The organism is Arthrobacter sp. StoSoilB22 (assembly GCF_019977315.1).
GTDB lineage: Bacteria > Actinomycetota > Actinomycetes > Actinomycetales > Micrococcaceae > Arthrobacter.
In genome coordinates, this window is the sequence record NZ_AP024652.1 from 207,232 (window position 1) to 230,506 (window position 23,275).

Genomic DNA, 23,275 nt, shown 5'->3' on the forward strand with positions numbered 1-23,275 from the left:
TTGCTGAACCCGGCTGAACACTGAAGTTCCCTGTCCCGCTCTCCGGTGGCCACCGCGGCACCGGCGCGGGGCAGGGAACTTAGCCATGTAAGACCAGTTCACTCCAGACTGAAGGAACGTGAAGTGACCACCAACTCCCTGACAACCTCCCAAGGCGCAGGACGCGCCGGGGACAAGGTTTTCTCCGGGGCCGCCATGGCCGCAGGGTGCCTGATTCTCGCGGTCCTCTTCGGAGTCGCGTTGTTCCTTGTGGTGCAGGCAATCCCTGCCCTGACCGCTCCGGCCGAGGACATCCAGGGCGGCAACGGCTTCTTCGCCTACATCGCCCCGATCGTGGTGGGCACACTGATTGCCGCCGTGATCGCCCTCGTCATCGCCACCCCCGTGGCAATCGGCGTGGCACTGTTCATCTCCCACTACGCTCCGCGCCGGCTCGCTGCCGGCCTGGGCTACGTGGTGGACCTGCTCGCAGCCATCCCCTCCGTTGTCTACGGCGCCTGGGGTGCGGCTTTCCTGGCCAAGGAGATCTCCCCGGCCTATGACTGGCTGGCCACTTACCTCGGCTGGATCCCCATCTTCGAAGGACCGGCGTCCGCCACCGGCAAGACCATCCTGACCGCCGGCATCGTCCTTTCCGTTATGGTCCTGCCCATCATCACCTCCCTGTCCCGCGAAATCTTCCTGCAGACCCCCAAGCTGCACGAGGAAGCCGCGCTGGCACTCGGAGCCACCCGCTGGGAAATGATCAAGATGGCCGTGCTGCCCTTCGGCCGTCCGGGCATCATCAGCGCCATCATGCTGGGCTTGGGCCGGGCACTTGGCGAGACCATGGCCGTTGCCCTGGTGCTCTCCTCCGGTGTCCTCACTGCCAGTCTCATCCAGTCCGGCAACCAGACCATCGCCGCGGAAATCGCACTGAACTTCCCGGAAGCCAGCGGTATCAAGGTCAACACGTTGATCGCCGCCGGCCTGGTGCTGTTCGTCATCACCCTGGGCGTGAACATGATCGCCCGCTGGATCATCACCCGGCACAAAGAATTCTCGGGAGCCAACTAAATGTCCGCCACAGTAGTCCGCAAGCGCTCAGCGCTCACCAAGGGCCAGCTGCCCAAGTTCGCGCCCTACATTGTCCTGGCCGTCGCACTCATTGTGGGCGCGGCCATCATGGCGCTCATCGGCTTCAACGCCTTCGGCTGGGGCATCGTCTCCGCCATCCTGTTTGCCGTGGTCCTGGTTTCCTGGAGCGGGGCCGTTGAAGGCTCCAGGAAGGCCAAGGACAAGCTCGCCACATGCCTTGTGGTGGGCTCGTTCCTGATTGCACTCCTGCCCCTGATCTCGGTGATCTTCACCGTGCTGGTCAACGGCATTCCCGGCCTCATCACTCCCGGCTTCCTGGGCACGTCCATGAACGGTGTCACCGGCGCGTATGACAACAAGGCAGTGGAGGAAGGCGCCCCGGTCCTGGGCGGTATCTACCACGCACTGCTGGGCACCATCCAGATCACGCTCCTTGCCACGGTCATCTCCGTACCCGTGGGTCTTCTCACCTCCATCTACCTGGTGGAATACGGGAACGGCCGTCCGTTGGCCCGCGCCATCACGTTCTTCGTGGATGTCATGACCGGCATCCCCTCGATCGTGGCCGGCCTCTTCGCGGCAGCGTTCTTCTTCGCCATCGTGGGCCCCGGCACCAAGACCGGTGCGGTAGCCGCCGTCGCGCTTTCAGTCCTGATGATCCCTGTTGTTGTCCGCTCCAGCGAGGAAATGCTCAAGATCGTCCCCAACGAGCTCCGCGAGGCATCGTACGCCCTGGGCGTCCGGAAATGGCGCACCATCACCAAAGTGGTTATCCCGACGGCGATCTCCGGCATCGCGTCCGGCGTCACCCTGGCGATCGCCCGCGTGATCGGTGAAACCGCGCCCATCCTGGTGACCGCCGGCTTCGCCACCACCATCAACAACAACGTCTTCAGCGGCTGGATGGCCTCGCTGCCCACGTTCATTTATACGCAGATCCTCAACCCGACGTCGCCGTCCAACCCTGAGCCGTCGGATCAGCGGGCCTGGGGCGCGGCGCTGGTGCTGATCATCCTGGTGATGCTCCTGAACCTCGGAGCCCGCCTCATCGCCCGTCTGTTCGCGCCCAAAACGGGCCGCTAGCCGGGCCAGCCGCCGTTTGACGGCGGCCCCTTCACACTTCCAAACCCCCAAGGAACAAAGGAACACCATGTCCAAGCGCATCGACGTCAAAGACCTCAATGTCTACTACGGCAACTTCCTGGCCGTCGAGGACGTCAACATCAACATTCAGGCCAAGTCCGTTACGGCCTTCATCGGCCCGTCCGGCTGCGGCAAGTCCACCTTCCTCCGCACGCTGAACCGCATGCACGAGGTCCTCCCCGGCGCACGCGTCGAGGGCGAGGTCCTCCTGGATGGCGACAACCTCTACGGCCCCGGCGTGGACCCCGTAACGGTCCGCACCCAGGTGGGCATGGTCTTCCAGCGGCCCAACCCGTTCCCCACCATGTCCATCCGCGACAACGTGCTGGCCGGCGTGAAGCTGAACAACAAGAAGATCTCCAAGGGTGCAGCCGATGCCCTGGTGGAGAAGTCCCTGGTGGGCGCCAACCTGTGGAACGAGGTCAAGGACCGCCTGGACAAGCCCGGCTCCGGCCTTTCCGGTGGTCAGCAGCAGCGCCTGTGCATCGCCCGCGCCATCGCCGTTGAGCCCCAGGTGATCCTCATGGACGAGCCCTGCTCCGCCCTGGACCCCATCTCCACGCTGGCTGTTGAGGACCTCATCAACGAGCTCAAGGACCAGTACACCGTGGTGATCGTTACCCACAACATGCAGCAGGCTGCGCGCGTGTCCGACAAGACCGCGTTCTTCAACATCGCAGGCACGGGCAAGCCCGGCAAGCTCATCGAATTCGCTGACACCACCAGCATCTTCAACAACCCCGCACATAAGGCCACGGAAGACTACGTCTCCGGCCGCTTCGGATAAGGGGTCCTGCAGATTCCGGCTTCTATGGGGGGAGTCGGCACAGAACGACGGCGGCCGTCGCCTTGGGGGTACGGCCGCCGTCGTTTTTTCTTAACTAGTTGGGTTCGTTCGTGAAGTTCAGAGGTCCGCCAGGGGCGAGAACGCCAGCTCCAGGATGAAGGCCGCTGCGGCCGTGATCAACGGCGTTGCCACCCAGAACAACAGGATTCTCCGGACCAGGCGCCTATTCACAGCGTGGAACCGCTGGTTCACGCCGGCGCCCAGCACGGACGCGGTCAGCGTGTGCGTCGTGGAGAGTGGCAGGTGAAGACCTATGGCGCCCACGAACAGCATCACGGACGTCAAGGTTTGTGCCACGAAACCTCGCAGTGGATCAACCCGAATCAGTTTGTGTCCAAGGGTGTGGGAGATCCGCCAGCCGCCGAACATCGTCCCCGCAGTGAGCATGACGGCGGTGAGCAGGAGGGTCCAGAGGGGCACGTCGCTGCCACTGGACAGGCCCGCGGCCACGACCGCGAGCACCATCACAGCTGCCGTGCGCTGACCATCCTGGAGGCCATGGCCGAAGGCCACAGCTGCGGTGGAGACGGCCTGCGCCCGGCGGAACCGCCGGTTGACCACGTTCGGTTGCGTGTAGCGTGCAGCCCACGTCACTGGCCAAACCAGCAGGTACGCAGCCACGAACGCGATCACGGGCGAGAGCAGCAGGGGCAGGGCAACTTGGGCGAGCAGCACGTTGTCCATGCCGCCCACCGCGTTCCCGCCCACAAGAATGCTCGCGGCGCCGGCACCAATCAGGCCGCCAACCAGCGAGTTCGTCGAAGACAAGGGAATGCCGCGCCACCACGCGTAGACGCCCCACAAGATGGCGGCGGTGAGCGCGGAGGCCAGTATGGTGAGGCCGCTGGTCCCACTGGGCAGGGTGATCCACGACTGCGTGAAGGCGAGAATGAAGGTGCCGCTGAGCATGGCACCCACAAAATTGAAGATGGCCGCCAGCAGCACAGCAATCGACGGCGTGAGGGCGCGGGTCCGGGTGGAAAGCGCGACGGCGTTGGAGACGTCGCGGAAGCCGTTGAGGAACGCGAACCCGGAGGCCAAAGCAACGACGAGGACCAGGAAGGCGAGGGTCACGTCATGATTCCTTGACGATGATGCTGCCCACCTGGGTGGCGACCTTCCGCATGTCCTTGGTAACTTCCACCAATTGGTTGGCGATGTCGCGATGCCGGGCATACTGCGTGGACTTCATGTCCTTGAGCATCTCGGCAACCCAGATCCGGTGGGAGCGTTCTGCACGCTTGGCGAGCCTCAGGATTTCGATCCAGTAGTCCTCAAGCTCGTCCAGGTCCTCGAGCTTTCGCATCGCATCCACGGTGAGCTCGGCCTGCCGGCTGATGATCTCCAACTGGTCTGCGGCACGTTTGGGGAGGCGATCCAGCTTGTAGAGCGCTACGAGGTCCCCGGCTGCGTCGAGCTTCTCCATGGCCTCGTTGAGGTGGCGGGAGAGGGTGTACATGTCCTCGCGGGGGAGCGGGTTCACGAAGCTGGTCCGCATGTGCGTCAGCAGCGCGAAATGGAGGTCCAAGGATTTGGATTCGTGCTCGTGCAGCTCTTCGGCGAGGCGCTGGTGCTCACTGGCCGGCGCGCCGAGTATTTCCGAGAGCGTTCCAGTCGCGGCAACAATGACGCCGGCCATCTGCGCGAGCAGTACGAGCCCGGCAGGTTCCTGGGGAAAAAGGCGCAGCTTCATGTCGCTTCCGGGCTGGGGACGGGTGGGCACGGGCAGTATGACTTGACGCCGCCCGTTTCGGTCCCAACTTTACCGGCACTGCCGCGAGGTCTGCGAAGTTCACGCAGCGTTGCGGGTACTTCTCCCCATCGCTGTGCCTCCGCAACCATGCGACACTTGGTCAAGTACCAATTAATCCACTCAATGGGGGAAGCATGCGCTTGAACTATGTCATGAAAATTTCCGGTATCGCCGCTGCCGGCCTGTTGGCTCTGACGGCTTGTGGTGGGACCACGGCAGGCTCCACGACGGGTTCCGAACCGTCGTCGTCCTCCTCCGCCGCGGCTTCACCGTCCGCGTCCGCGTCTGCGTCCCCGCTGGCCTCCACCTCGTCCGAGGGCGCCGGTACTTCGTCGGGATCCTACAAGGTGGCCGCTTGGGCGCTGCCCATCTCCGAGGCAGGGGACAAGCTGGGCACCATCAAGGGCGACAGCTTCAGTGTGGACGTCTACCAGGTTGCCACTGACGTTGCATCCAAGGACAGCATGTTCGTGGACAAAGAAACCAAGGAAAACCTGCTCAAGAAGGGCGACCCCGTGGTGTACCTGAACTACGTGGTGACCAACACCTCTTCAGCTGATATCCCCCTGAGCCACTCGCTGATCACTCCCAACGCAAAGTACACGGACTGGAAGTACCTCGGCGGAATGCCTTCGGACTCCAGCAGCGATGGGTACAAGAAGCATGGACTTTCCAGCTCCGGCGTGAAGCTGAAGGAGAAGGACCCGTTCGTGCTGAAGCCGGGTGAGTCCTTCAACATTGCGGAGAACTTTGCCTACACGGCCGGTAAGGAAACCGAAATCAAGGTGACCATGACGCCGCAGGATGCTGCCGGCGACCTTGATCATGACAAGAAGGAAACAGCTGAGACCACGGTCACGCTGAAGTAGTTCTTACCGCGAAGGCCCGGGCCGGCATCACTGCCAGTCCGGGCCTTCGGCGTTTGGGCATAAAAATGGTGCCGAACCGGATACGCCTCTCGGCGGTAGGCCGCTCGAAGCGGCTATATGTTGAAGCCCGGGGGTTTCGCGGTTCGACACCAGCTTTAGTTTTCACCGTCAGGCGGGCTAAGTCAACATTGACAGGCCGGGCCCGACGTGGGTAGGTTTGGCCCCTTTTTCCGGCTAGTCCAGCTCACCCAGGCGCCACGCATTGGCCGCGTGCTCAAGGTCTTCGGCGGTCTTCACCAGCTGGTGTGAATTGCGGGTTAGCTTGCTGGCATGGCCCTCGTTGCTGTGCTCCGCGCCGTCGGCAAGAGTCGCTTGGCCCAGCGCCACTACGCGGCAGAAAGCGGCGGAACGTTCCAGCGCGACGTCGAACTCGCCGTCGAAAGCGCCGGACAAGATGGCGTCAGCCATGGTCTTCATTTCCTCGGCTCCCGGCGGCTCAGCGGCACCTGCCACCACGTTGGACACCTGCGCGGTGTCGCGACCGGCTCTGAAGTAGACGGAGATCCTCTCGGGATTCTGAATGGTGGCGGCGCGGAGGGCATAGAGCCTCCAGAGCGCGCCGGGCAACGAGCGCGCGGGACTTTCGGCCCACATCTCGGCGATGGCTTCGAGGCCCTGCTCATCAGCCAGCTTCACCAGCCGGCTTGTGACCGTGGGATCGTCGCTGTCGCGGCCGCGTCTGACCAGCGCCTGCGCGGCGAGGTGGGCTGCTTCCGAGACCCGCGCGGGGTCGGCACCACCTGCGAACGGTTCGAAATCGATGGGCGCGAAGGGCTTGGGCTTGTGGTGCCTGTTCGCTCCGCCGTACGCACGTGATCCTGGCTGTTCGCTCATGAGTTCACCGTACTCCTGTGCTCTGGTGGGGTCGAGTGAGGACCCTGGCCAGTCGGCGCCCGGTGCCGCCACCACCTACTTTGGCGCCGCATAGGGTTCGACACGCCGCCCCAGGCTCCCGCCGTCGTCGTCCGCGGTTCAGAGTGGGTCTCGACGGCGCACATCACCTTCAGTTCCTCGCAGGCCTTGACCTTGGGGTACAGTATTCATGGCTGTTTCAACAGCTGGAGGGGCCTTTAGCTCAGTTGGTAGAGCATCGGACTTTTAATCCGTGGGTCGTGGGTTCGATCCCCACAGGGCCCACCCTCCTAGACAGGCCGGAGACCTTGAGTCTCCGGCCTGTTTTTTGTCTCCGCCCGGACGCGCGGGCGCTCTGACCCCCGTCAACGGACAAATCACCGCCGCGTGCCAGGGTGAATTGTCCGTTGGGCGGGGTTTCCCGAAAAAAATCTCTTGACTCCCACCCCTGCGTAACGCCAGCATGGTTTCTATAACGTTGTAGAAACCCGCAATAACCAGCAGACAAGGACCCACCCTTTGGGAAACCCAGAAAACCCTACGGCCAAAATCACCATCGACCCCGCGTTCGTCGTGGGCCCTGTCAGGAGGAAGACGTTCGGCGCTTTCGTGGAGCACCTGGGCCGGTGTGTGTACACGGGCATCTTCGAACCCGGGCACCCCAAAGCCGACGACGACGGTTTCCGCACCGACGTCCTGGAACTCACCAAGGAACTCGGCGTCTCCACGGTCCGCTATCCGGGCGGCAACTTCGTCTCGGGCTACCGCTGGGAAGACGGGGTAGGGCCCAAGGAGGACCGCCCCACGCGCCTCGACCTCGCATGGCACTCCAGCGACCCCAATTTGGTGGGTGTGGACGAGTTCGCCAAATGGTCAGCGAAGGCCGGAGTCGAACCCATGATGGCCGTGAATCTGGGCACCAGGGGCACACAGGAAGCATTGGATCTGCTGGAATACTCCAACATCAAGGGTGGGACGGCCCTGTCCGAACAGCGCAAGGCGAATGGCGCCGTCGAGCCTCACAACATCACCATGTGGTGCCTCGGGAATGAGATGGACGGCTTCTGGCAGATCGGCCACAAAAAGGCCGGCGAGTACGCACGGGTCGCGGCGGAGACTGCCCGGGCCATGCGGATGGTCAACCCGGACCTGGAACTGGTGGCCTGCGGGAGCTCGGCGCCCACCATGCCCACGTTCGGCGAATGGGAGCGTGTGGTCCTCAACGAGACGTACGAGCTGGTGGATCTGATTTCCGCGCACCAGTACTTCGAGGACTTCGGGGACCTGCAGGAACACCTGTCTGCCGGGCACCGGATGGAGGCCTTTATCAAGGACCTGGTTTCACACATCGATCATGTGAAGTCGTCCACTAAGTCCGAAAAGCAGGTCAATATTTCCTTTGATGAGTGGAACGTCTGGCACATGTCGCGCGACGAATCCAAGGCACCTACAGGGGATGACTGGCCTGTGGCGCCGGTGCTGCTCGAGGACCGCTACACCGTGGCGGACGCCGTGGTGGTGGGCGATCTCCTCATTACGCTGCTGCGGAACACGGACCGGGTGCATTCTGCCAGCCTGGCCCAGTTGGTCAACGTGATCGCACCGATCATGACCGAGCCGGGTGGCCGAGCCTGGAAGCAGACCACATTCCACCCGTTCGCGCTTACCTCCCGGCATGCCTCGGGCACGGTGCTGAATCTGGCCGTCGAGTCCCCGCTGCTGGACAGTGAAAAGACGTCCGGTTTCACGTCACTGTCAGCTGTGGGGACCTATAACGCTGAAGCCAACGAGGCCGTGGTCTTCGCTGTGAACCGCTCGGCGACGGACGCGCTGACGCTGGATGCCGCCGTCGGAAGCCTCGGCGCAAGCAAAGTCATCGAGGCCGTGACCTACACGAACAAGGACCCGTACTGGCAGGCAACGGCTGACGACTCGACGTCAGTCCTGCCGTCCGAAAACGTCAGTGCAAAGCTCGACGGCGGTCGGCTCACCGCAGAACTTCCGGCCGTGAGTTGGAGCATGATCCGGTTGTCGCTGGACTCCTAGGCAAGTCCCACGAGAGCTAGGCGATCTGCTGCGTGCCGTCGTGGAACATGGGGTACGCAGAAATTGGTGTCACAGTGGCTGACAGGGTCGGCTCCGGTGCCTGCGTTGCGGGCGCCGGGGCAGGCTGGTCACCGGTCACGATCTCCATGGATTCCATGTCCAGCAGGCGTCGGCTGCCGGTTTCGTCCTGGAGCCAAAAGAGGTCCGTGCCCACTACTGTTTTGACCACGGTGCCCCGGTGATAGAGGCGGCCGTTGTGCCAAGCCTCAACGTATTCACCCGGCTTCAGTGCGTGTGGCTCGTCCTGGCTACCCGGCATGGTGCCGAATGCCTGCGCCAGGCTGGCCTGCGTTTTCAGTGCCTGAAATAGATCCCTGTTTGCAATGCTCATGTCTGCTCCCCTCAGCTGTATCCGTCCGTTGCCCCCAGCATTGCGCATCTATGTTGCAGGCGCGTTGCACGGGGATGAGCGGAATGTGACAGGTGGCGGGGCGCAGGCGCGGACACCTCACTACATCTGCAACGATGTATACCGAGCCGGAAATGAACCAGAAGGAGCCCTGCATGGCCGTGACCATGAACGACGTCGCACGCGCGGCAGGAGTGTCCTTGAAGACGGTCTCCAATGTCATCAATAACTACGAGTTCATCCGGCCCGCCACCAAGCAGCGGGTCCTTGATGCTATTGATGAGCTCGGGTACCAAACAAACCTGACGGCCCGAAGCCTCCGCTCCGGAAAGACCAACATGCTCGGGCTGGTGCTGGCCGACCTCTCCATCCCGTACTATGCCGAGCTGGCCTCGGACATCATGAAGGCCGCTTGGGCCCGCGGCTACCGGGTTTTGGTGGAGCAATCCGGCAACGAGGCAGAGCACGAGAAAGCTGCGCTTCAGGGCCAGTTCCGCAGCCTCACCGACGGCCTCCTTTTCATCCCACTGGCCTTGCAAGCCGAGCAGATCATCGCCTCCGCCGGCAAGAAACCGTTGGTCCTCCTGGGCGAATTCGTGCAGGACCCCCGGCTGGACATGGTCCTCATCCAAAACCAGGAGGCTGCCGCCGCCGTCACCACGCACCTGCTGGCGGGCGGCCGCCGTCGTATAGCCGTCCTGGGCGCGCACGACGGCGACGAAGCCGGCAGCAACGGCCTCCGCCTTCGCGGTTACCGGGCTGCGCTCGCTGACGCCGGGGTGGAGCATGACCCGGCGCTGGTGGTCCCCTGCGATTGGAGGCGCGACGGCGGTGCTGACGCCACCGCGCGGTTGCTGGACAGCGGCGTGGAATTCGACGCCGTTTTCGGGCTCAACGATGCCCTCGCTTTAGGGGCGATGCACGAACTCCTGCTCCGTGGCCGGAAAGTCCCGGAGGAGATTGCCGTGGCCGGGTTCGATGACATTGACGAGTCGCGGTTCGCGTCGCCGTCGTTGACTACTGTGGCGCCGGGGCGGGCGGAAATTGCGGAGCGGGCCGTCGAACTCCTCATCCAGCGGATCGAAAGCAAAGATGCGCTGCGTGCCGTCCAGCAGCCGGCGGCGGCGTTCGAAATGCGGGTCAGGCAGTCCGCTCCGTAGGTCGTCATTGTCCCGGCCGCTAGGGTTTATGAATGAACGCTATTCCTGCCGCCCTCATCACCCCTGCCGTCATGATCGACACCGATGTCCTGGACCGGAACATCGAACGGATGGCGGCGAGCATGCGCGGGCGCGGGCTGGGACTCCGTCCGCACGTGAAGACGCACAAAACGCTGGAGATTGCGCGCAAGCAGCTCGCCGCGGGAGCCGTTGGCATCACTGTGGCCACGATCGGGGAGGCCGAGGTCTTCGCTGCGGACGGCGTGAAGGACATCTTCATCGCTTACCCCCTCTGGGTTGAAGCGCCGCATGCGGAACGTCTTCGCGCGTTGACGGCCACGTGCCGCCTCGCCGTCGGCGTGGATTCGGCGGAAAGCGCGACGGCGATGGGCGGCCAACTTGGCGCGGATGCCGGCAGTATTGAGGTGCTGATCGAAGTGGACAGCGGGCACCACCGAAGCGGAGTCCTGCCGGACGAGGTGGTGGATGTTGCCAGGGCAGCCACGGCGGCGGGTTTGGCCGTGGCCGGTGTTTTCACCTTCCCGGGGCATAGCTACAAGCCCGGCATGCCCACAGGTGCTGCGGGTAACGAGAATGAAGCGCTGGGTCTTGCGGCAACGGCGCTGACTTCCGCTGGTTTCCACGTGAGGACCATCAGCGGGGGGTCCACGCCCACGGCCCTGATCACCGGTGAATCCGCAGCCACGGAACTGCGTCCCGGAGTTTACGTGTTCGGCGACGCCCAGCAACTGGAACTGGAGCGCTGCGGCTGGGATGACATCGCTCTGACGGTCGCCGCCACAGTGGTCAGCAGGCACGAAGCCCGTGGCGGGAACGTGCGCCGGGTTGTGGTGGACGCCGGCAGCAAGATCCTGGGCAGTGACCGCCCGGACTGGGCTACCGGGTACGGGCGGCTCCCCGAATTCCCTGAGGCTCGCGTCACGGCGTTGTCCGAGCACCACGCCACGGTTGTGTGGCCGGACTCCTCGCAACTGCCGCCCCTGGGCACACGGCTCCGAGTCATCCCCAACCATGTGTGCCTCACTATGAATCTGGTGGACGAGGTCACTGTGGTGCGCGGCGGGGCTGTGGTGGAGCAGTGGAGCGTTGCGGCTCGGGGCCGAAACAACTAGGCCGATTCTTGACCAGGATGAGGTGGAGGAATGGCACGATTCCTGGTGCCAGTGCAAATTTCCATGGCATGCGCTTCACTGGAATGACTCCTCTATCCCGCTTTTGAAGGACAGGCCTTGACGTACTCTGATGTGATTCCTTCCCTCCCCAAGCCCGAGCATCCCCGTCCACAGCTGGTCCGTGACAAATGGCTGAACCTCAACGGCACCTGGGAATTTGAGATCGACGCCGGTGACTCCGGTTTGGAGCGCGGACTCACCACGCGTGAACTCAACAGCCGGATCCTGGTTCCGTTCGCACCGGAGTCCGCCCTTTCGGGGATTGAGCACGTAGATTTCATGGAAGCCGTCTGGTACCGGCGCACCGTGTCCATCCCTCAGGAGTGGGCCGGACAGAACGTCCTTTTGCATTTTGGCGCGGTGGATCACGACGCCACGGTGTGGGTAAACGGCGTGGAAGTAGCCCGTCACCGTGGCGGGTTCACGCCTTTCACGGCAGACCTCGGGGGAGCGGCAGAGCCCGGTACGGACGCTGTGGTTGTGGTTCGAGCCAGAGACTCACGGCACGAGATGCAGGCCCGGGGCAAGCAAGCCACCTGGTACAACAACACCCACTGCCAATACACGCGGACCACCGGAATTTGGCAGACCGTCTGGATGGAAGCGGTGCCTGAGATTCACATCAAACGCCTCCGCATGACGCCCAACCTTGCCGATTCCAGCATCACCCTGGAGGTGCCGGTCAGCCAGAACCGAAGTGGACATTCTGTCACCGCCGTCCTCAGCGATGACAGCGAGCTGCGTGTAGAAGCCACGGCCAAAGCCGACCTGGATCTCACGCCCTCCCTTCGACTGGAAATCCCTGCAGAATCACTGCGCCCTTGGTCCATCGAAGATCCTTTCCTCTATGACCTGGAGGTCAGTGTCCGCGACTCCTCCGGCAATGTGATTGATCAGGTCAGCAGCTACGCAGCGGTTCGATCGGTTGCCTTGGACGGCAAAGTGGTCCGCATCAACGGCAAAGCAGTCTTCCAACGGCTGATCCTGGATCAGGGCTACTGGCCGGAGTCCTTGATGACGTCGCCGGACGATGCTGCCCTCGTCAAGGACATTGAATTGTCCATGGCCGCAGGCTTCAATGGTGCCCGGCTGCACCAGAAGGTCTTTGAGGAACGCTTCCTCTATCACGCCGATCGCCTGGGTTACCTGGTGTGGGGTGAGTTCGGCGACTGGGGTGTCTCCGGTGGCGGAACGGTGGGTCACAATCAAAAGCCCACAGCGAGCTTCGTGGCGCAATGGCTGGAGGTGCTCAAGCGCGATTTCAACCACCCCTCCATCATTGGTTGGTGCCCTCTCAACGAGACCCACCAAGTGATGCACGATCGCCCCACGATACTTGATGACGTCACGGAAGCCATGTTCCTTGCCACCAAGCTCGCTGATCCTACGCGTCCGGTCATCGATGCCTCCGGTTACTCACATCGCATTCGGGAGACCGACATTTACGACTCGCACTCGTATGAACAGGATCCGGACCGGTTCCGCATGGAACAACAGGGCCTTGCGGACGGAAAGCCGTACATCAACCGCACGGCGGACGGCCAGGAGTATTCAGTGCCTTATGCAGGCCAGCCCTACTTCGTCTCCGAATTCGGCGGGATCTGGTGGAACGAACTTGAGGCCCGCCAGGCCGTGGACGGAAGCGACGTCGCCTCTTCATGGGGCTACGGCCAGCGCGTCAGCAGTGAGGAAGAGTTCTACACCCGCTTCGATGGACTCTGTGCCGTATTGCTGGAGAACGAGGATATGTTCGGTTACTGCTACACGCAGCTGACGGATGTGTTCCAGGAGAAGAACGGCATCTTCAACTTCGACCGCAGCAACAAGTTCGATCTGGAGAGGATCCGCGCCAGCCAGCTGCGGCCTGCCGCGATCGAAACCCGGTGGGCGTAGGCTACGTGGCACTCATGAAGACCTAACCTCGCAGTTAAGCCGCAGCTAAGCCCCGGCTGGAACACTCGCGAGCAGCGTGTGGAACTCCCGGTTGTGATAAACCAGTGGAGCTGAACCGGACGGGTTAGCCCGGATGTCCACAACTTTCGCTGCCAGCAGCACTGAGCCCCCCAGCGGCGCCCGATGGATAATTTCGCACCGTAATGCCCAGACGGCCTCCTTGAGCAGGGGCTCTCCTGTGGGCAGGACCTCCCATTCCATGGTGTCCGTGAATCGCGGGGCGGATGGGTCCGCGAAGGCGCGGACGAGCTCCAGCTGATCGGCGCCCACCAGATGGACCAAGATTGTTTGCGCGGCTGCGATGACGGAAGCTGATCGCCCGCCGGTCACAGAGAAAGCGAGTATCGCCGGATCCACGGCCACAGATGCCACCGATGATGCCGTCAGCCCCACTGCTCCCTCTGGACCCGTTGCTGTGACAATCGAGACTCCTGCCGGATGGGCGCGGAACGCGGCCCTGAAAAGTTCGCCGACTGGTTCGGATGGCACGGGCTTGGGATGGGTCATTAACGCACTTTCATGGGGCTGGCGGGGATGGCGGCCTCTCAGACGCACACCTCATTGATGCTAGAACCTCAACAATGGTTGAGGTCAATTCCTGAGAAATCGACCCCCGCCCGTGACGCCGTGGAAACGTAGCCGAAACTTCCGCTCCCTACGCTGAACACAATGTCCAAGTGCCCGGCGTCCCAGGAGTAACCATGCATCTTTTGCCCCGTGAGCAGGAGAAACTCATGATCGTGGTGGCCGCCGACCTCGCACGGCGTCGCCAAGGGAGGGGGCTCAAACTGAACTACCCCGAAGCTGTGGCGATCATCAGCTACGAGCTCATCGAAGGCGCCCGCGACGGCAAGTCAGTCGCCCAACTCATGAGCTACGGAAGCACCCTGTTGCGCCGCGAAGACGTGATGGAAGGCGTGCCTGAGATGATCCACGACGTCCAGATCGAAGCCACTTTTCCCGACGGCACCAAGCTGGTCACCGTCCACAACCCCATCCGATAGGAGCCCCCATGATCCCCGGTGAATACAGGCTCCAGCCCGGTCCCGTCGTGTGTAACAGCGGCCGCCAGGCGATCGCCGTCGAGGTTGTGAACCGCGGTGACCGCCCCGTGCAGGTCGGTTCGCACTATCACTTTGCCGAGGCCAACAGGGCCCTGGAATTCGACCGAGAAGCCGCCTACGGCCGTCGGCTGGACATCCCCGCAGGTACTGCCGCACGGTTCGAGCCGGGGGACAGGAAAACGGTCCACCTGATCGAACTCGCAGGGACGCGCGAGGTGCACGGCCTCAGCAACGCAGTTAACGGAAAGCTCGACGGCGGAACTTCAGTAACCGGGGAACCCCGCCCGGGCGTCGCAGCGGAGAGGGACCACCAGTGAGCTTCGAGATTCCCCGCAAGCAGTACGCCGAACTGTATGGCCCCACCACCGGCGACGCCATCCGTCTTGCCGACACCGAGCTGTTCCTGGAGATTGAGAAGGACTACACGGCTTACGGCGAAGAAGTGGTGTTCGGCGGCGGCAAAGTGATTCGCGACGGAATGGGTCAGAACGGCCAACTCACGCGGGCTGAAGACATCCCGGACACCGTGATCACCAACGTGATCGTCCTGGACTACACGGGTATCTACAAAGCCGACGTCGCCCTCAAAGACGGCCACATCTTCAAAATCGGCAAGGCCGGCAACCCACAGATCGCCGACGGCGTGGACATCGTGGTCGGTGCCAGCACGGAAATCATCGCGGGCGAACGGAAGATCCTCACAGCCGGCGGCATCGATACCCACATCCACTTCATCTCCCCGGAGCAGGTCCCCGCAGCCCTGTGCAACGGAATCACCACCATGGTGGGCGGCGGCACCGGCCCCGCCGAAGGAACCAAAGCCACCACCATCACCCCCGGCGCCTGGCACATCTCGCGCATGCTGCAAGCCGCCGAAGGGCTCCCCGTCAACATCGGCCTGTTCGGGAAGGGCCACGCATCCGCCGTCGAGCCCCTCGCAGAACAGATCCGCGCCGGTGCAGTGGGGCTCAAAGTCCACGAGGACTGGGGCTCCACCACGTCCTCTATTGACATGTCCCTGCGCGTTGCCGACGAATACGACGTCCAAGTAGCCATCCACACGGACACCCTCAACGAGTGCGGCTTCGTGGAAGACACCATCCGGGCGATCGATGGACGGGTCATCCACACGTTCCACACCGAAGGCGCAGGCGGAGGCCACGCCCCGGACATCATCAAAATCGCCGGGCTGCCCAACGTGCTCCCTGCCTCCACCAACCCCACGCTGCCCTACACCAAAAACACCATCGAAGAGCACCTGGACATGCTCATGGTCTGCCACCACCTCAACCCGGACATCCCCGAAGACGTGGCCTTCGCCGACTCCCGCATCCGCGCCGAAACCATCGCCGCCGAAGACGTCCTCCACGACCTCGGCATCTTCGCCATCACATCCTCCGACTCCCAGGCCATGGGCCGCGTCGGCGAGGTGGTCACGCGTACCTGGCAGGTGGCCGATGCCATGAAGCGCCAGCGCGGCGTACTGAAGGATCCATCCGGAACCACCCACGGATCCGCCGAATCCGACAACTTCCGGCTCAAGCGCTACGTGGCCAAATACACCATCAACCCCGCCATCGCCCAAGGCATGGCAGACGTCATCGGATCCGTGGAAGAAGGCAAGTTCGCAGACCTGGTCCTCTGGGACCCCGCGTTCTTCGGTGTGAAACCCGAACTCGTCATCAAAGGCGGCCAAATCGCCTACGCACTCATGGGAGACTCCAACGCCTCCATCCCCACACCGCAACCGCGCACCATGCGGCCCATGTTCGCCACGTACGGAAAAGCCCTCCAACAAACATCCATCACGTTCCTGTCCCAAGCCGCCATCGACGCCGGAGCGCCAGCCGAGCTCGGCCTGGAACGCATCATCAAACCAGTCACCGGCATCCGCAGCCTCAGCAAAGCGGACCTCAAATACAACGGCGAAACCCCGGACATCGCCGTCGACCCCGAAACCTACAAGGTAACCGTCGACGGCGTCGAAGTCACCTCCCAGCCCTCCGACGTGCTGCCCATGGCCCAGCGCTACTTCCTCTTCTAGGAGCCACCATGATCATCGAAAAAATCCTGGGCAACCTCCACGAACAACCCGCTGACTACGCAGGCCACCACAAAGAAAAAGTAGTGCTGCCCAGCGCCCTCCTCGTCAAACGCATCCAACGCGTCACCACCGATCACGGCAAAGAACTCGGCATCCGGCTCCCCAGCGGCACCGGGGACCTCCGAGACGGCGACATCCTTGCCGTCACTGACACCAACCTCATCGTCATCTCAGTACTGCCCACCGACGTCCTGGTGATCGGGCCACGGAGCATCCACGAAATGGGCGTCGTGGCACATTCGCTCGGCAACCGGCATTTGCAGGCACAATTCTTCGACGCTGCGTCTGAATACGGGGCCGAAGTCATGGTGTGCCAGTACGACCACACGGTCGAAGACTATTTGAAGAGCGTCGGCGTCCCCTACGACAGGCAAGAGCGGGTCATGCCGGTGCCATTCCGCCATGCAGAGCATTCGCACTAGAGTCATGCGTCGCATCAGGTTGGGTGCGCGCGCTTGCGCTCCACTGGGAAGGGGGCCGTGCCCGTCCCCAGCCGCTCCCAACCTTCGCAAGCTCAGGTCGGGGCCCTCGCGGCAGTGGGCCCCCCGCGGGGCCCTCCACACCGCGGCCCCCTTCCCAGCTCCGCTCCAGCGCACAGACCGCACCGGCGGCGGTGCGGCTTGAGCCCGACATATCAGCTTGCTCTTCAACAGTTGACTGACTCAGCTTTGCCTACGGGGGCGTTTGCTCATTCTTTGGGGTTTGAGAGCTACATCCACCGTGAGTTGGTTCGTGATGAGATCACTTTTGGGAAGTGGTTGGGTGCTTTTGTGGGGCAGCAGTTGGTCTTTTCCGAGGGGTTGGCCGTTCGCTTTCTTTATGAGGGGGTGGATGTCGGCTTGCTGGATGGGGTGTTGTCTTCGCAGTTGTTGGCTCGGGAAGTGCGGGAGGCTTCGCTCAAAATGGGTGGGCGGTTGTTGGAAATTGGCGGGGAGGTGTTCCCGTCGGCTGAGTTGGAAGAGTATCGGGGGCTCGTTCGGGCGGGGTTGGCCTCGGGGCATCAACCTCTGGCTTTTGGCGTCATTGCGCGGTCTTTGGGGGTTCCCTTTGAGGCGGCGTTGTCTGCCTATCTGTTTGCCACCGTTACCTCGCTGACGCAGAACGCCGTGCGGGCCATACCGCTCGGGCAGAACGCCGGGCAGCGGGTACTTCGGGACGCGCACGACGCCGTCGCTGCCGCTATCCACGATGTAGCACAGCTGTGCTGGGACGACTTTGGGGCCGTCAGCCCCGGCCTCGAAATTTCACAAATGCGGCACGAACGGCAACGTGCCCGCATGTTCATGAGCTAGCAAGTGCAAAGGACAGACAACATGACAGAACCCATCAAAATCGGCGTCGGCGGGCCCGTCGGAGCAGGCAAAACCCAGCTCGTTGAACGCATCACCCGGCACATGAGCCGCGACATCTCCATGGCCGCCATCACCAACGACATCTACACCATCGAAGACGCCAAAATCCTCGCCGCCAACGGCATCCTCCCCGAAGACCGGATCATCGGCGTCGAAACCGGCGGCTGCCCCCACACCGCCATCCGCGAAGACACCTCCATGAACACTGCGGCCATCGAAGAACTCAAAACCCGGCATGCTGACCTGCAAGTCATCTTCGTCGAATCCGGAGGCGACAACCTCTCCGCCACCTTCAGCCCAGAACTCGTCGACTTCTCCATCTACATCATCGACGTAGCCCAAGGCGAAAAAATCCCCCGCAAAGCCGGCCAAGGCATGATCAAATCCGACCTCTTCATCATCAACAAAACAGACCTGGCACCCCACGTAGGGGCAGACCTCGCCGTCATGGAGAGGGACTCCAAGGAATTCCGCGGAAACAAGCCGTTCTGCTTCACGAACCTGAAGACCGACGAAGGCCTGGACGAGGTCCTGAACTGGATCCGCCGCGACGTCCTGATGCTCGATCTAACACCGTGAGGGTTCTTGGGGCGGCGCCCGCGCCGGATTTTGGGCCGTGCCCGCTTCGCGATGCCCGCCACGCCGCGGCCCAAAAATCCGGCTCGGCCGCCTCGACGGTTTCGTCACCACCGGAGATGCGCCTATGAACACGACGACGCAGGTCGAATTCGGCTCAGATGTTGTGGGGGACGTGGGGCCTGACTCCGCGTTGATTTTGGGGGAGCGGGGGGTGCGGGGGCGGTTGGAGCTTGGGGTTTCTGTGCGGGGCGGTAGGTCCGTTGCTTCGCGGCAGTTCCATGAGGGGGCTTTGAGGGTGCTCAGGCCGCATTACCTGGATCAGAGCGGGCAGGTTTGTTATGTCATGGTCAATCCCGGGGGTGCGTATCTTGGGGCCGATCTGTTTGTTATTGACGTGGAGGTTGAGGCGGGGGCTGAGCTGTTGCTGACCACGCAGTCGGCAACCAAGGTGTACAGGACTCCGGGCTCATTCGCTGAGCAGCGGATGACCATCAAAATGGGGGAGGGCTCGCGGCTGGAGTTGATGCCGGATCAGTTAATCGCGTACCGGGAGGCGAGCTATCGGCAGAATTCGCGCATCAGTCTCCACCCGACGTCGAGCCTCGTCATGGCTGAGGTCATCACGCCGGGGTGGTCGCCGGACGGCGCGTCCTTCAAGTATGAGGAGGTGCGGCTGCGCAACGAGATCTGGGTAGAGGGGGAGAACGGTGCGAAGCTGTTGGCGCTGGACAACCTCCTGATCAGGCCACCTCTCAACGACGTGACCGGGATGGGGTTCATGGAGGGCTTCAGCCATCTGGGCTCGTTAGTGGTGGTGGATCCGCGGGTTGATCAAGGGCTTGCCGATGAACTGGACCGGATAGCCCGTGACTTTGACGCTTATACCGGGGTGTCTTTAGCGGCGGCTATTGCCGGAAGTGCGGGGCTTGTGCTGCGATCGTTGTCCAACAGCACTGAGGAACTCAACAAATTGCTGGGTGCGTGCACCGGCGTCCTGCGGGAACGTTGGTATGGGCAGGCGCCCTTGAACCTGAGGAAGTACTGATGACTGCGCTGACCGAGTTCGCCACCATGTACCGGGAGCGGGAGACGTTGTCCCTGCGGACCCGGCTGCTGTTCACTTTCGGTGCCGTAGCCGCTTTGCATCTTGCCGCCGTCGTGCTGTTGCTTGTTGGCACCGCAGGTGGCGCGCAGCCGCTGGCGCTCGGGCTGGTGATCACCGCGTACGTTGCCGGTATCAAGCACAGTTACGACTGGGACCACATCGCCGCCATAGATAACTCCACGCGCAAATTCGTGGCGCAGCACAGAGACCCCGTGAGTGTGGGTTTTGCATTCAGCCTGGGTCACAGCTCCGTGGTGATCCTGGCCGGGCTGCTGGTGGTGGCGGGTGCCACCTTGATCGGGCAGTTCATGGAGGACGGCACCACCGGTAACAAGGTGCTGGGCCTGATCGGCAGTGGAGTCTCGGGGTTGTTCCTGCTGGCGATGGGCTTGTTCAACGGCTCCGCGTTTGTGCGGGCGACCAGCGTATACCGTCAGGTACAGCGGGGAGGTGATGTGCGGCCCGAAGACCTTGAAGCGAAAGGCTTTGTTGCCCGGCTGCTCGCCAAACCGCTGTCCAAAGTGGAGCGGCCGCGGAACATCTACGTGATCGGTTTCCTGTTCGGCCTGGGGTTCGACACTGCCACCACCATCGGACTGCTGGTCATCACCACGACGGCGTCACTCGCCGGTGTCTCGCCCCTCGCCCTGGTGGCCCTCCCGCTCGCGTTCACCGCCGCCATGACCCTGTGCGATTCCGCCAACGGCGTGGCCATGATGAAGATGTACAAATCAGCCATTCACAACCCGCGGCGCAAGCTCGGCTTCAACGCCCTGATCACCGGCATCTCTGCTGTTTCTGCGCTCTTCATCTCCGTGATCACACTGGGTGGCTTCATCAACGCCGCCTTTGAACTCGAAGATCCGCTGACCACGTGGCTCGGCAGCATTGACCTTGGCGACGCGGGCCTGATCCTGGTGGGACTGTTCGTGATCGTCTGGGCCGTATCAGCTAGGAGACCGCCACTGCGTTGAAAAGCTCGTTGGTGTCCACACCAAGGTCCGGGGCGTCCAGCACGTTGGTCAGGAACACCACGCAGCGGTCCTGCTCGGGGAGCATCCACCACTCAGTGCCTGACCAGCCCGGATGCCCATAAATCCCCTGCGCGAACAGCTCGGACTCATTGGCGGGCATCTGGAAGCCCAGTCCGGTGTGGCGTAGGGGCTGGGGCCGGGTGGTGATGTGCGAAACCTCTGTGGTCCGGGGGCGGCGCATGGCGGCAAGAGTTGCGGGACGGACGGCTTTCCCGGAACCCCGTAAGAGCTCGGAACCAAGACTGAGCAAATCTGCGGCCGTGCCGAAGAGCCCTGCCCCGGGATGCCTGTGCTTGTACATCTCCTGGACGTCCAGGCCCGCTGCGTCCGTGCCGTGGACGGTGTGCGGGTTGGAATCCGTGTTGAACGTGAGCCCGTGCGCCCCGGTATCGGCGGCCAAAGCCAGGAGCTGGTTCTCGAACGGAACTCCGCCTGACCACTCGGCCATCGCCGCTGCACCCTCAAAGGCGATGTTGCAGTATTGCACCAGAGATCCGGCGTAAAAGGCTTGATCCGCGGCGGTGAGGGCTTCGCGGAGGGGAGTGCCGCCGTCGAGCGCCGGGTCTGAGATTCCGGATCGGTGGCTGAGTAGCTGCTCAAGCGTCACGGTATCCGTGCGGCCGGTGCCAAAGCCCGGCAGGGCGTCACCCAGCGAGGCGCCAAGCGAGAGTTTCCCCAACTCAACTTGCCGCATGACCGTCAGGGCCGTGATCGGTTTGGTGACCGAGAACAGCGCAAAGTGATCATCGACTGCAGCCTGCCGGCCGTCGTCGGAACCAAACGCCACAATGTCCTCAATGCCTTGGCTTGAGGCAATGCCCAGCACCGCGACCGGCACGCGTTTGAGCTCTACCTGCTTGCGGGCCCAGTCCGCTGCGGGTCCTATTTCCACCATTGCCTGTTCACGCCTTCGTTCGGGGTCCGGGGTTGCTGCATCGAATCTATCGTGGACGCCGGAAGAAACTTGCCACCCATGTAACCTTGGCAGCCCGGCCGGAAACTATACAAGTATCCTGCAGTTCAGGGCTCTAATTACCAGGGGGAACAATCGTGCTTTCAGAGCGCGAATTGGCGTTCATCGCCATTCACAAAGACAGCTACCCATCCGTGTTCAAGTTCGTCTGCCGACGTGTTGAATCCGCGGACGTAGCTGAGGAAATCGCGGCCGACGTTTTCCGCGTCGTATGGCAGAAGTGGAGCGATGACTCACACCCGGACCTTCCGTACCTCCTGACGGTTGCAAGGAACCTTGTGGGAAATGCGTACAGGAGCCGCGACAGGCGCCTGGCGTTGCAGGAAAAGCTGCGGACGACGGCGGTCCAGCGCTTTGGTGGCGACTCCGAGAATGTTGCTGTCCAGGACGCAATGGAAGCACTGCGGGAAAAGGACCGCGACATTTTGCAGATGGCCTACTGGGACGACCTGGGGATTGCCGACATCGCGAAAGTGCTGCAGTGCAGCGAATCGGCGGCAAAAGTCCGCCTTCACCGGGCCCGCACTGCGTTCCGGAAGCATCTGCCTGCAGGGGCCAACTCGACTACACAGAAGATGGGGGTCTGAAGACAATGGATCCGATCAAGAACCAGATATCAGCGATTGACCCGCTCACTATCGATCCCGTGGCGGAACCCAACGGCGAAGAAGCGCTGCACAAAATCCTTTCCGGCACCACCGTGTTCAGCGACAACAGCCCACTCGCGGCAGTGACGTCCCTGGAACAGCGCAGGCGCCGCAAGGCCCAGATTGCGGGCGGACTGTTGCTCGGCGCTGCTGCCGTGATTGCGGGGGTGCTGGTTGCCTCAAGCTTCGAGACAGTCAGTTCCAATCCCTTGCCCGCTGTGACACTCCAAAGCTCCACGCCCACGCCTACCGTCACCCCGACGCCCACGCCCACTGCGACACCTTCGGCGACGCCGTCAGCGACGCCCACGGTGGCCGCGCCGGTGACCACCCCGCCCGCACCCACCACACCGCCAGCAGTGGCCTCGGCGCCAGTGGTGCCACCCGTGCAGGCGCCGACCAGCCAGACCTATACCTTCCCGGACGGGCATTTGTCCTTCACCTATCCGGTCGGCTGGAGTATCCGGGCGGACCAAGGACCATTCGATCCTCCTGGGACTGCGGAAGCCTCGCGCATTGTGACTGTCTTTGATGCCGCTGGGGCTGAGGTAGCTCGTGTGTTCAATGGAAACTACGCGGATGGGACTGCTGGTTTGGTGGACCGAACCATTCTGGACCGGGCTGTAGTGCCCGGCGTTCGCGACAACTCGGGTGAGCTGGTGGAGTTCGGTTTCTCCTCTAACCAGTCACAGTACATTCCCTACGAAGGGCCCCCCTACGAGGGAATGCCCTCACCCCGAACGGGACCTGCCGATGGACCTCCGACGTACATCATGGATGTACGGGTGTCCTCCGAGCTCAAGGCCGGAGTAAGTTCCTCCGGGACCAACCAGGTCCGCGTACCAAACGGCATCATGAGTGCTTACGCGGTGTTCGATCCCGCCAAGCAGCCAGCCTTCGCAACCCCGGAGGCGGCCAAGGCTTGGATGGGCAGCACCCAGTATGCCCAACTCAAGTCCATGCTGCTCAGCCTGAGCTACAAGTAGCCCATCTGAGTCGCAGTTGAGGCCGTTTTGAGCGTTCAAAACGGCCTCAACTGCTACTTACTTGGGTTA

24 protein-coding genes and 1 tRNA gene are annotated in these 23,275 nt (G+C 62.7%); 19 read left to right on the plus strand and 6 right to left on the minus strand.

All coding sequences use genetic code 11. The annotated features are described in order from the left end of the window. The first annotated feature begins 123 nt into the window (after nucleotides 1–123). From pstC to pstB, 3 genes are all read left to right on the plus strand, one after another. Nucleotides 124–1,056, plus strand: coding sequence for a phosphate ABC transporter permease subunit PstC (pstC, locus tag LDN70_RS00990; RefSeq protein ID WP_024819033.1), 933 nt, complete (start codon nucleotides 124–126; stop codon nucleotides 1,054–1,056). Then, on the plus strand, nucleotides 1,057–2,160 hold the full coding sequence (gene pstA / locus LDN70_RS00995; RefSeq protein WP_166840987.1) for a phosphate ABC transporter permease PstA: 1,104 nt from the start codon (nucleotides 1,057–1,059) through the stop codon (nucleotides 2,158–2,160). It abuts the gene before it with no gap. Nucleotides 2,161–2,227: 67 nt separating this feature from the next. Continuing rightward, complete coding sequence (gene pstB, locus LDN70_RS01000) at nucleotides 2,228–3,007, plus strand: phosphate ABC transporter ATP-binding protein PstB (protein ID WP_223941441.1); 780 nt, start codon at nucleotides 2,228–2,230, stop codon at nucleotides 3,005–3,007. A gap of 117 nt (nucleotides 3,008–3,124) precedes the next feature. Here pstB and LDN70_RS01005 read toward each other — a convergent pair whose 3' ends face one another. Together LDN70_RS01005 and LDN70_RS01010 are read right to left on the minus strand one after the other, a co-directional pair. After that, nucleotides 3,125–4,141, minus strand: coding sequence for an inorganic phosphate transporter (locus tag LDN70_RS01005; protein ID WP_223941442.1), 1,017 nt, complete (start codon nucleotides 4,139–4,141; stop codon nucleotides 3,125–3,127). Between the two features lies 1 nt (nucleotide 4,142). Further along, nucleotides 4,143–4,760, minus strand: a complete 618-nt coding sequence (locus tag LDN70_RS01010; protein WP_043469600.1) for a DUF47 domain-containing protein — start codon at nucleotides 4,758–4,760, stop codon at nucleotides 4,143–4,145. A gap of 194 nt (nucleotides 4,761–4,954) precedes the next feature. Between LDN70_RS01010 and LDN70_RS01015 the strand changes: the two genes are divergently transcribed. After that, nucleotides 4,955–5,689: a hypothetical protein gene (locus tag LDN70_RS01015; protein WP_223941443.1), complete on the plus strand. Its 735-nt coding sequence runs from the start codon at nucleotides 4,955–4,957 to the stop codon at nucleotides 5,687–5,689. 234 nt (nucleotides 5,690–5,923) lie between these two features. Here LDN70_RS01015 and LDN70_RS01020 read toward each other — a convergent pair whose 3' ends face one another. After that, nucleotides 5,924–6,583, minus strand: a complete 660-nt coding sequence (locus LDN70_RS01020) for a hypothetical protein (RefSeq protein ID WP_142937142.1) — start codon at nucleotides 6,581–6,583, stop codon at nucleotides 5,924–5,926. Between the two features lie 230 nt (nucleotides 6,584–6,813). On the opposite strand from LDN70_RS01020, the gene LDN70_RS01025 reads away from it, so the two are divergent. Together LDN70_RS01025 and arfA are read left to right on the plus strand one after the other, a co-directional pair. Continuing rightward, nucleotides 6,814–6,886: transfer RNA gene (locus LDN70_RS01025), tRNA-Lys, on the plus strand. Nucleotides 6,887–7,120: 234 nt separating this feature from the next. Beyond that, nucleotides 7,121–8,647: an arabinosylfuranosidase ArfA gene (arfA, locus tag LDN70_RS01030; protein WP_223941444.1), complete on the plus strand. Its 1,527-nt coding sequence runs from the start codon at nucleotides 7,121–7,123 to the stop codon at nucleotides 8,645–8,647. 16 nt (nucleotides 8,648–8,663) lie between these two features. Here the strand turns inward: arfA and LDN70_RS01035 are convergent, their stop codons facing one another. Then, nucleotides 8,664–9,038 (minus strand): hypothetical protein, encoded by a 375-nt coding sequence (locus tag LDN70_RS01035; RefSeq protein ID WP_142937140.1) that lies wholly within the window; start codon nucleotides 9,036–9,038, stop codon nucleotides 8,664–8,666. A 173-nt stretch (nucleotides 9,039–9,211) separates the two neighbouring features. Here LDN70_RS01035 and LDN70_RS01040 point away from each other — a divergent pair, with 173 nt between their 5' ends. From LDN70_RS01040 to LDN70_RS01050, 3 genes are all read left to right on the plus strand, one after another. After that, on the plus strand, nucleotides 9,212–10,216 hold the full coding sequence (locus tag LDN70_RS01040) for a LacI family DNA-binding transcriptional regulator (protein ID WP_223941445.1): 1,005 nt from the start codon (nucleotides 9,212–9,214) through the stop codon (nucleotides 10,214–10,216). A 32-nt stretch (nucleotides 10,217–10,248) separates the two neighbouring features. Next, nucleotides 10,249–11,349, plus strand: coding sequence for a D-TA family PLP-dependent enzyme (locus tag LDN70_RS01045; protein ID WP_223941446.1), 1,101 nt, complete (start codon nucleotides 10,249–10,251; stop codon nucleotides 11,347–11,349). Nucleotides 11,350–11,481: 132 nt separating this feature from the next. Beyond that, a complete protein-coding gene (locus LDN70_RS01050) occupies nucleotides 11,482–13,302 on the plus strand; it encodes a glycoside hydrolase family 2 protein (RefSeq protein WP_223942569.1) in 1,821 nt (606 codons plus the stop codon). 45 nt (nucleotides 13,303–13,347) lie between these two features. On the opposite strand, the gene LDN70_RS01055 is transcribed toward LDN70_RS01050, so the two are convergent. Next, nucleotides 13,348–13,869 carry a flavin reductase family protein gene (locus tag LDN70_RS01055; RefSeq protein WP_223941447.1) on the minus strand — a complete coding sequence of 174 codons (522 nt, stop codon included), beginning with the start codon at nucleotides 13,867–13,869 and terminating at the stop codon, nucleotides 13,348–13,350. 194 nt (nucleotides 13,870–14,063) lie between these two features. Here LDN70_RS01055 and LDN70_RS01060 point away from each other — a divergent pair, with 194 nt between their 5' ends. The 8 genes from LDN70_RS01060 (at nucleotide 14,064) to LDN70_RS01095 (ending at nucleotide 20,540) form a co-directional block, all read left to right on the plus strand. Next, nucleotides 14,064–14,366 carry an urease subunit gamma gene (locus tag LDN70_RS01060; protein ID WP_142937136.1) on the plus strand — a complete coding sequence of 101 codons (303 nt, stop codon included), beginning with the start codon at nucleotides 14,064–14,066 and terminating at the stop codon, nucleotides 14,364–14,366. An 8-nt stretch (nucleotides 14,367–14,374) separates the two neighbouring features. Further along, complete coding sequence (locus LDN70_RS01065) at nucleotides 14,375–14,743, plus strand: urease subunit beta (RefSeq protein WP_142937135.1); 369 nt, start codon at nucleotides 14,375–14,377, stop codon at nucleotides 14,741–14,743. Further along, nucleotides 14,740–16,470, plus strand: coding sequence for an urease subunit alpha (gene ureC, locus LDN70_RS01070; RefSeq protein WP_223941448.1), 1,731 nt, complete (start codon nucleotides 14,740–14,742; stop codon nucleotides 16,468–16,470). The genes LDN70_RS01065 and ureC overlap by 4 nt, the downstream gene beginning before the upstream one ends. Before the next feature lie 8 nt (nucleotides 16,471–16,478). Then, nucleotides 16,479–16,952, plus strand: coding sequence for an urease accessory protein UreE (gene ureE, locus LDN70_RS01075; protein ID WP_223941449.1), 474 nt, complete (start codon nucleotides 16,479–16,481; stop codon nucleotides 16,950–16,952). Nucleotides 16,953–17,150: 198 nt separating this feature from the next. Then, nucleotides 17,151–17,822, plus strand: a complete 672-nt coding sequence (locus LDN70_RS01080) for an urease accessory protein UreF (protein WP_223941450.1) — start codon at nucleotides 17,151–17,153, stop codon at nucleotides 17,820–17,822. A 21-nt stretch (nucleotides 17,823–17,843) separates the two neighbouring features. After that, on the plus strand, nucleotides 17,844–18,461 hold the full coding sequence (gene ureG / locus LDN70_RS01085; protein ID WP_223941451.1) for an urease accessory protein UreG: 618 nt from the start codon (nucleotides 17,844–17,846) through the stop codon (nucleotides 18,459–18,461). Nucleotides 18,462–18,585: 124 nt separating this feature from the next. Then, a complete protein-coding gene (locus tag LDN70_RS01090) occupies nucleotides 18,586–19,506 on the plus strand; it encodes an urease accessory protein UreD (protein ID WP_502773756.1) in 921 nt (306 codons plus the stop codon). Beyond that, entirely contained in the window at nucleotides 19,506–20,540 is a 1,035-nt protein-coding gene (locus tag LDN70_RS01095) for a HoxN/HupN/NixA family nickel/cobalt transporter (RefSeq protein WP_223941452.1), read from the plus strand. The genes LDN70_RS01090 and LDN70_RS01095 overlap by 1 nt, the downstream gene beginning before the upstream one ends. On the opposite strand, the gene LDN70_RS01100 is transcribed toward LDN70_RS01095, so the two are convergent. After that, nucleotides 20,518–21,495, minus strand: a complete 978-nt coding sequence (locus LDN70_RS01100; protein ID WP_223941453.1) for a serine hydrolase domain-containing protein — start codon at nucleotides 21,493–21,495, stop codon at nucleotides 20,518–20,520. The genes LDN70_RS01095 and LDN70_RS01100 overlap by 23 nt on opposite strands. 155 nt (nucleotides 21,496–21,650) lie before the next feature. On the opposite strand from LDN70_RS01100, the gene LDN70_RS01105 reads away from it, so the two are divergent. Both LDN70_RS01105 and LDN70_RS01110 read left to right on the plus strand, forming a co-directional pair. Beyond that, nucleotides 21,651–22,160, plus strand: coding sequence for an RNA polymerase sigma factor (locus LDN70_RS01105; protein ID WP_142937099.1), 510 nt, complete (start codon nucleotides 21,651–21,653; stop codon nucleotides 22,158–22,160). A 5-nt stretch (nucleotides 22,161–22,165) separates the two neighbouring features. After that, nucleotides 22,166–23,206, plus strand: coding sequence for a hypothetical protein (locus tag LDN70_RS01110; protein WP_223941454.1), 1,041 nt, complete (start codon nucleotides 22,166–22,168; stop codon nucleotides 23,204–23,206). The last annotated feature ends 69 nt before the right edge of the window (nucleotides 23,207–23,275 follow it).

What these genes read in the sequence shown, in the direction of transcription:
- ureE (WP_223941449.1), top strand. Translation starts at nt 16,479, where the DNA reads ATGATCATCGAAAAAATCCTGGGCAACCTCCACGAACAACCCGCTGAC.
- LDN70_RS01045 (WP_223941446.1), top strand. Translation starts at nt 10,249, where the DNA reads ATGAACGCTATTCCTGCCGCCCTCATCACCCCTGCCGTCATGATCGAC.
- LDN70_RS01040 (WP_223941445.1), top strand. Translation starts at nt 9,212, where the DNA reads ATGGCCGTGACCATGAACGACGTCGCACGCGCGGCAGGAGTGTCCTTG.
- LDN70_RS01110 (WP_223941454.1), top strand. Translation starts at nt 22,166, where the DNA reads ATGGATCCGATCAAGAACCAGATATCAGCGATTGACCCGCTCACTATC.
- LDN70_RS01015 (WP_223941443.1), top strand. Translation starts at nt 4,955, where the DNA reads ATGCGCTTGAACTATGTCATGAAAATTTCCGGTATCGCCGCTGCCGGC.
- LDN70_RS01035 (WP_142937140.1), bottom strand. Translation starts at nt 9,038, where the DNA reads ATGAGCATTGCAAACAGGGATCTATTTCAGGCACTGAAAACGCAGGCC.
- LDN70_RS01055 (WP_223941447.1), bottom strand. Translation starts at nt 13,869, where the DNA reads ATGACCCATCCCAAGCCCGTGCCATCCGAACCAGTCGGCGAACTTTTC.
- LDN70_RS01090 (WP_502773756.1), top strand. Translation starts at nt 18,586, where the DNA reads ATGAACACGACGACGCAGGTCGAATTCGGCTCAGATGTTGTGGGGGAC.
- LDN70_RS01020 (WP_142937142.1), bottom strand. Translation starts at nt 6,583, where the DNA reads ATGAGCGAACAGCCAGGATCACGTGCGTACGGCGGAGCGAACAGGCAC.
- LDN70_RS01095 (WP_223941452.1), top strand. Translation starts at nt 19,506, where the DNA reads ATGACTGCGCTGACCGAGTTCGCCACCATGTACCGGGAGCGGGAGACG.
- LDN70_RS01065 (WP_142937135.1), top strand. Translation starts at nt 14,375, where the DNA reads ATGATCCCCGGTGAATACAGGCTCCAGCCCGGTCCCGTCGTGTGTAAC.
- LDN70_RS01010 (WP_043469600.1), bottom strand. Translation starts at nt 4,760, where the DNA reads ATGAAGCTGCGCCTTTTTCCCCAGGAACCTGCCGGGCTCGTACTGCTC.
- LDN70_RS01060 (WP_142937136.1), top strand. Translation starts at nt 14,064, where the DNA reads ATGCATCTTTTGCCCCGTGAGCAGGAGAAACTCATGATCGTGGTGGCC.
- ureG (WP_223941451.1), top strand. Translation starts at nt 17,844, where the DNA reads ATGACAGAACCCATCAAAATCGGCGTCGGCGGGCCCGTCGGAGCAGGC.
- pstB (WP_223941441.1), top strand. Translation starts at nt 2,228, where the DNA reads ATGTCCAAGCGCATCGACGTCAAAGACCTCAATGTCTACTACGGCAAC.
- LDN70_RS01100 (WP_223941453.1), bottom strand. Translation starts at nt 21,495, where the DNA reads ATGGTGGAAATAGGACCCGCAGCGGACTGGGCCCGCAAGCAGGTAGAG.
- pstA (WP_166840987.1), top strand. Translation starts at nt 1,057, where the DNA reads ATGTCCGCCACAGTAGTCCGCAAGCGCTCAGCGCTCACCAAGGGCCAG.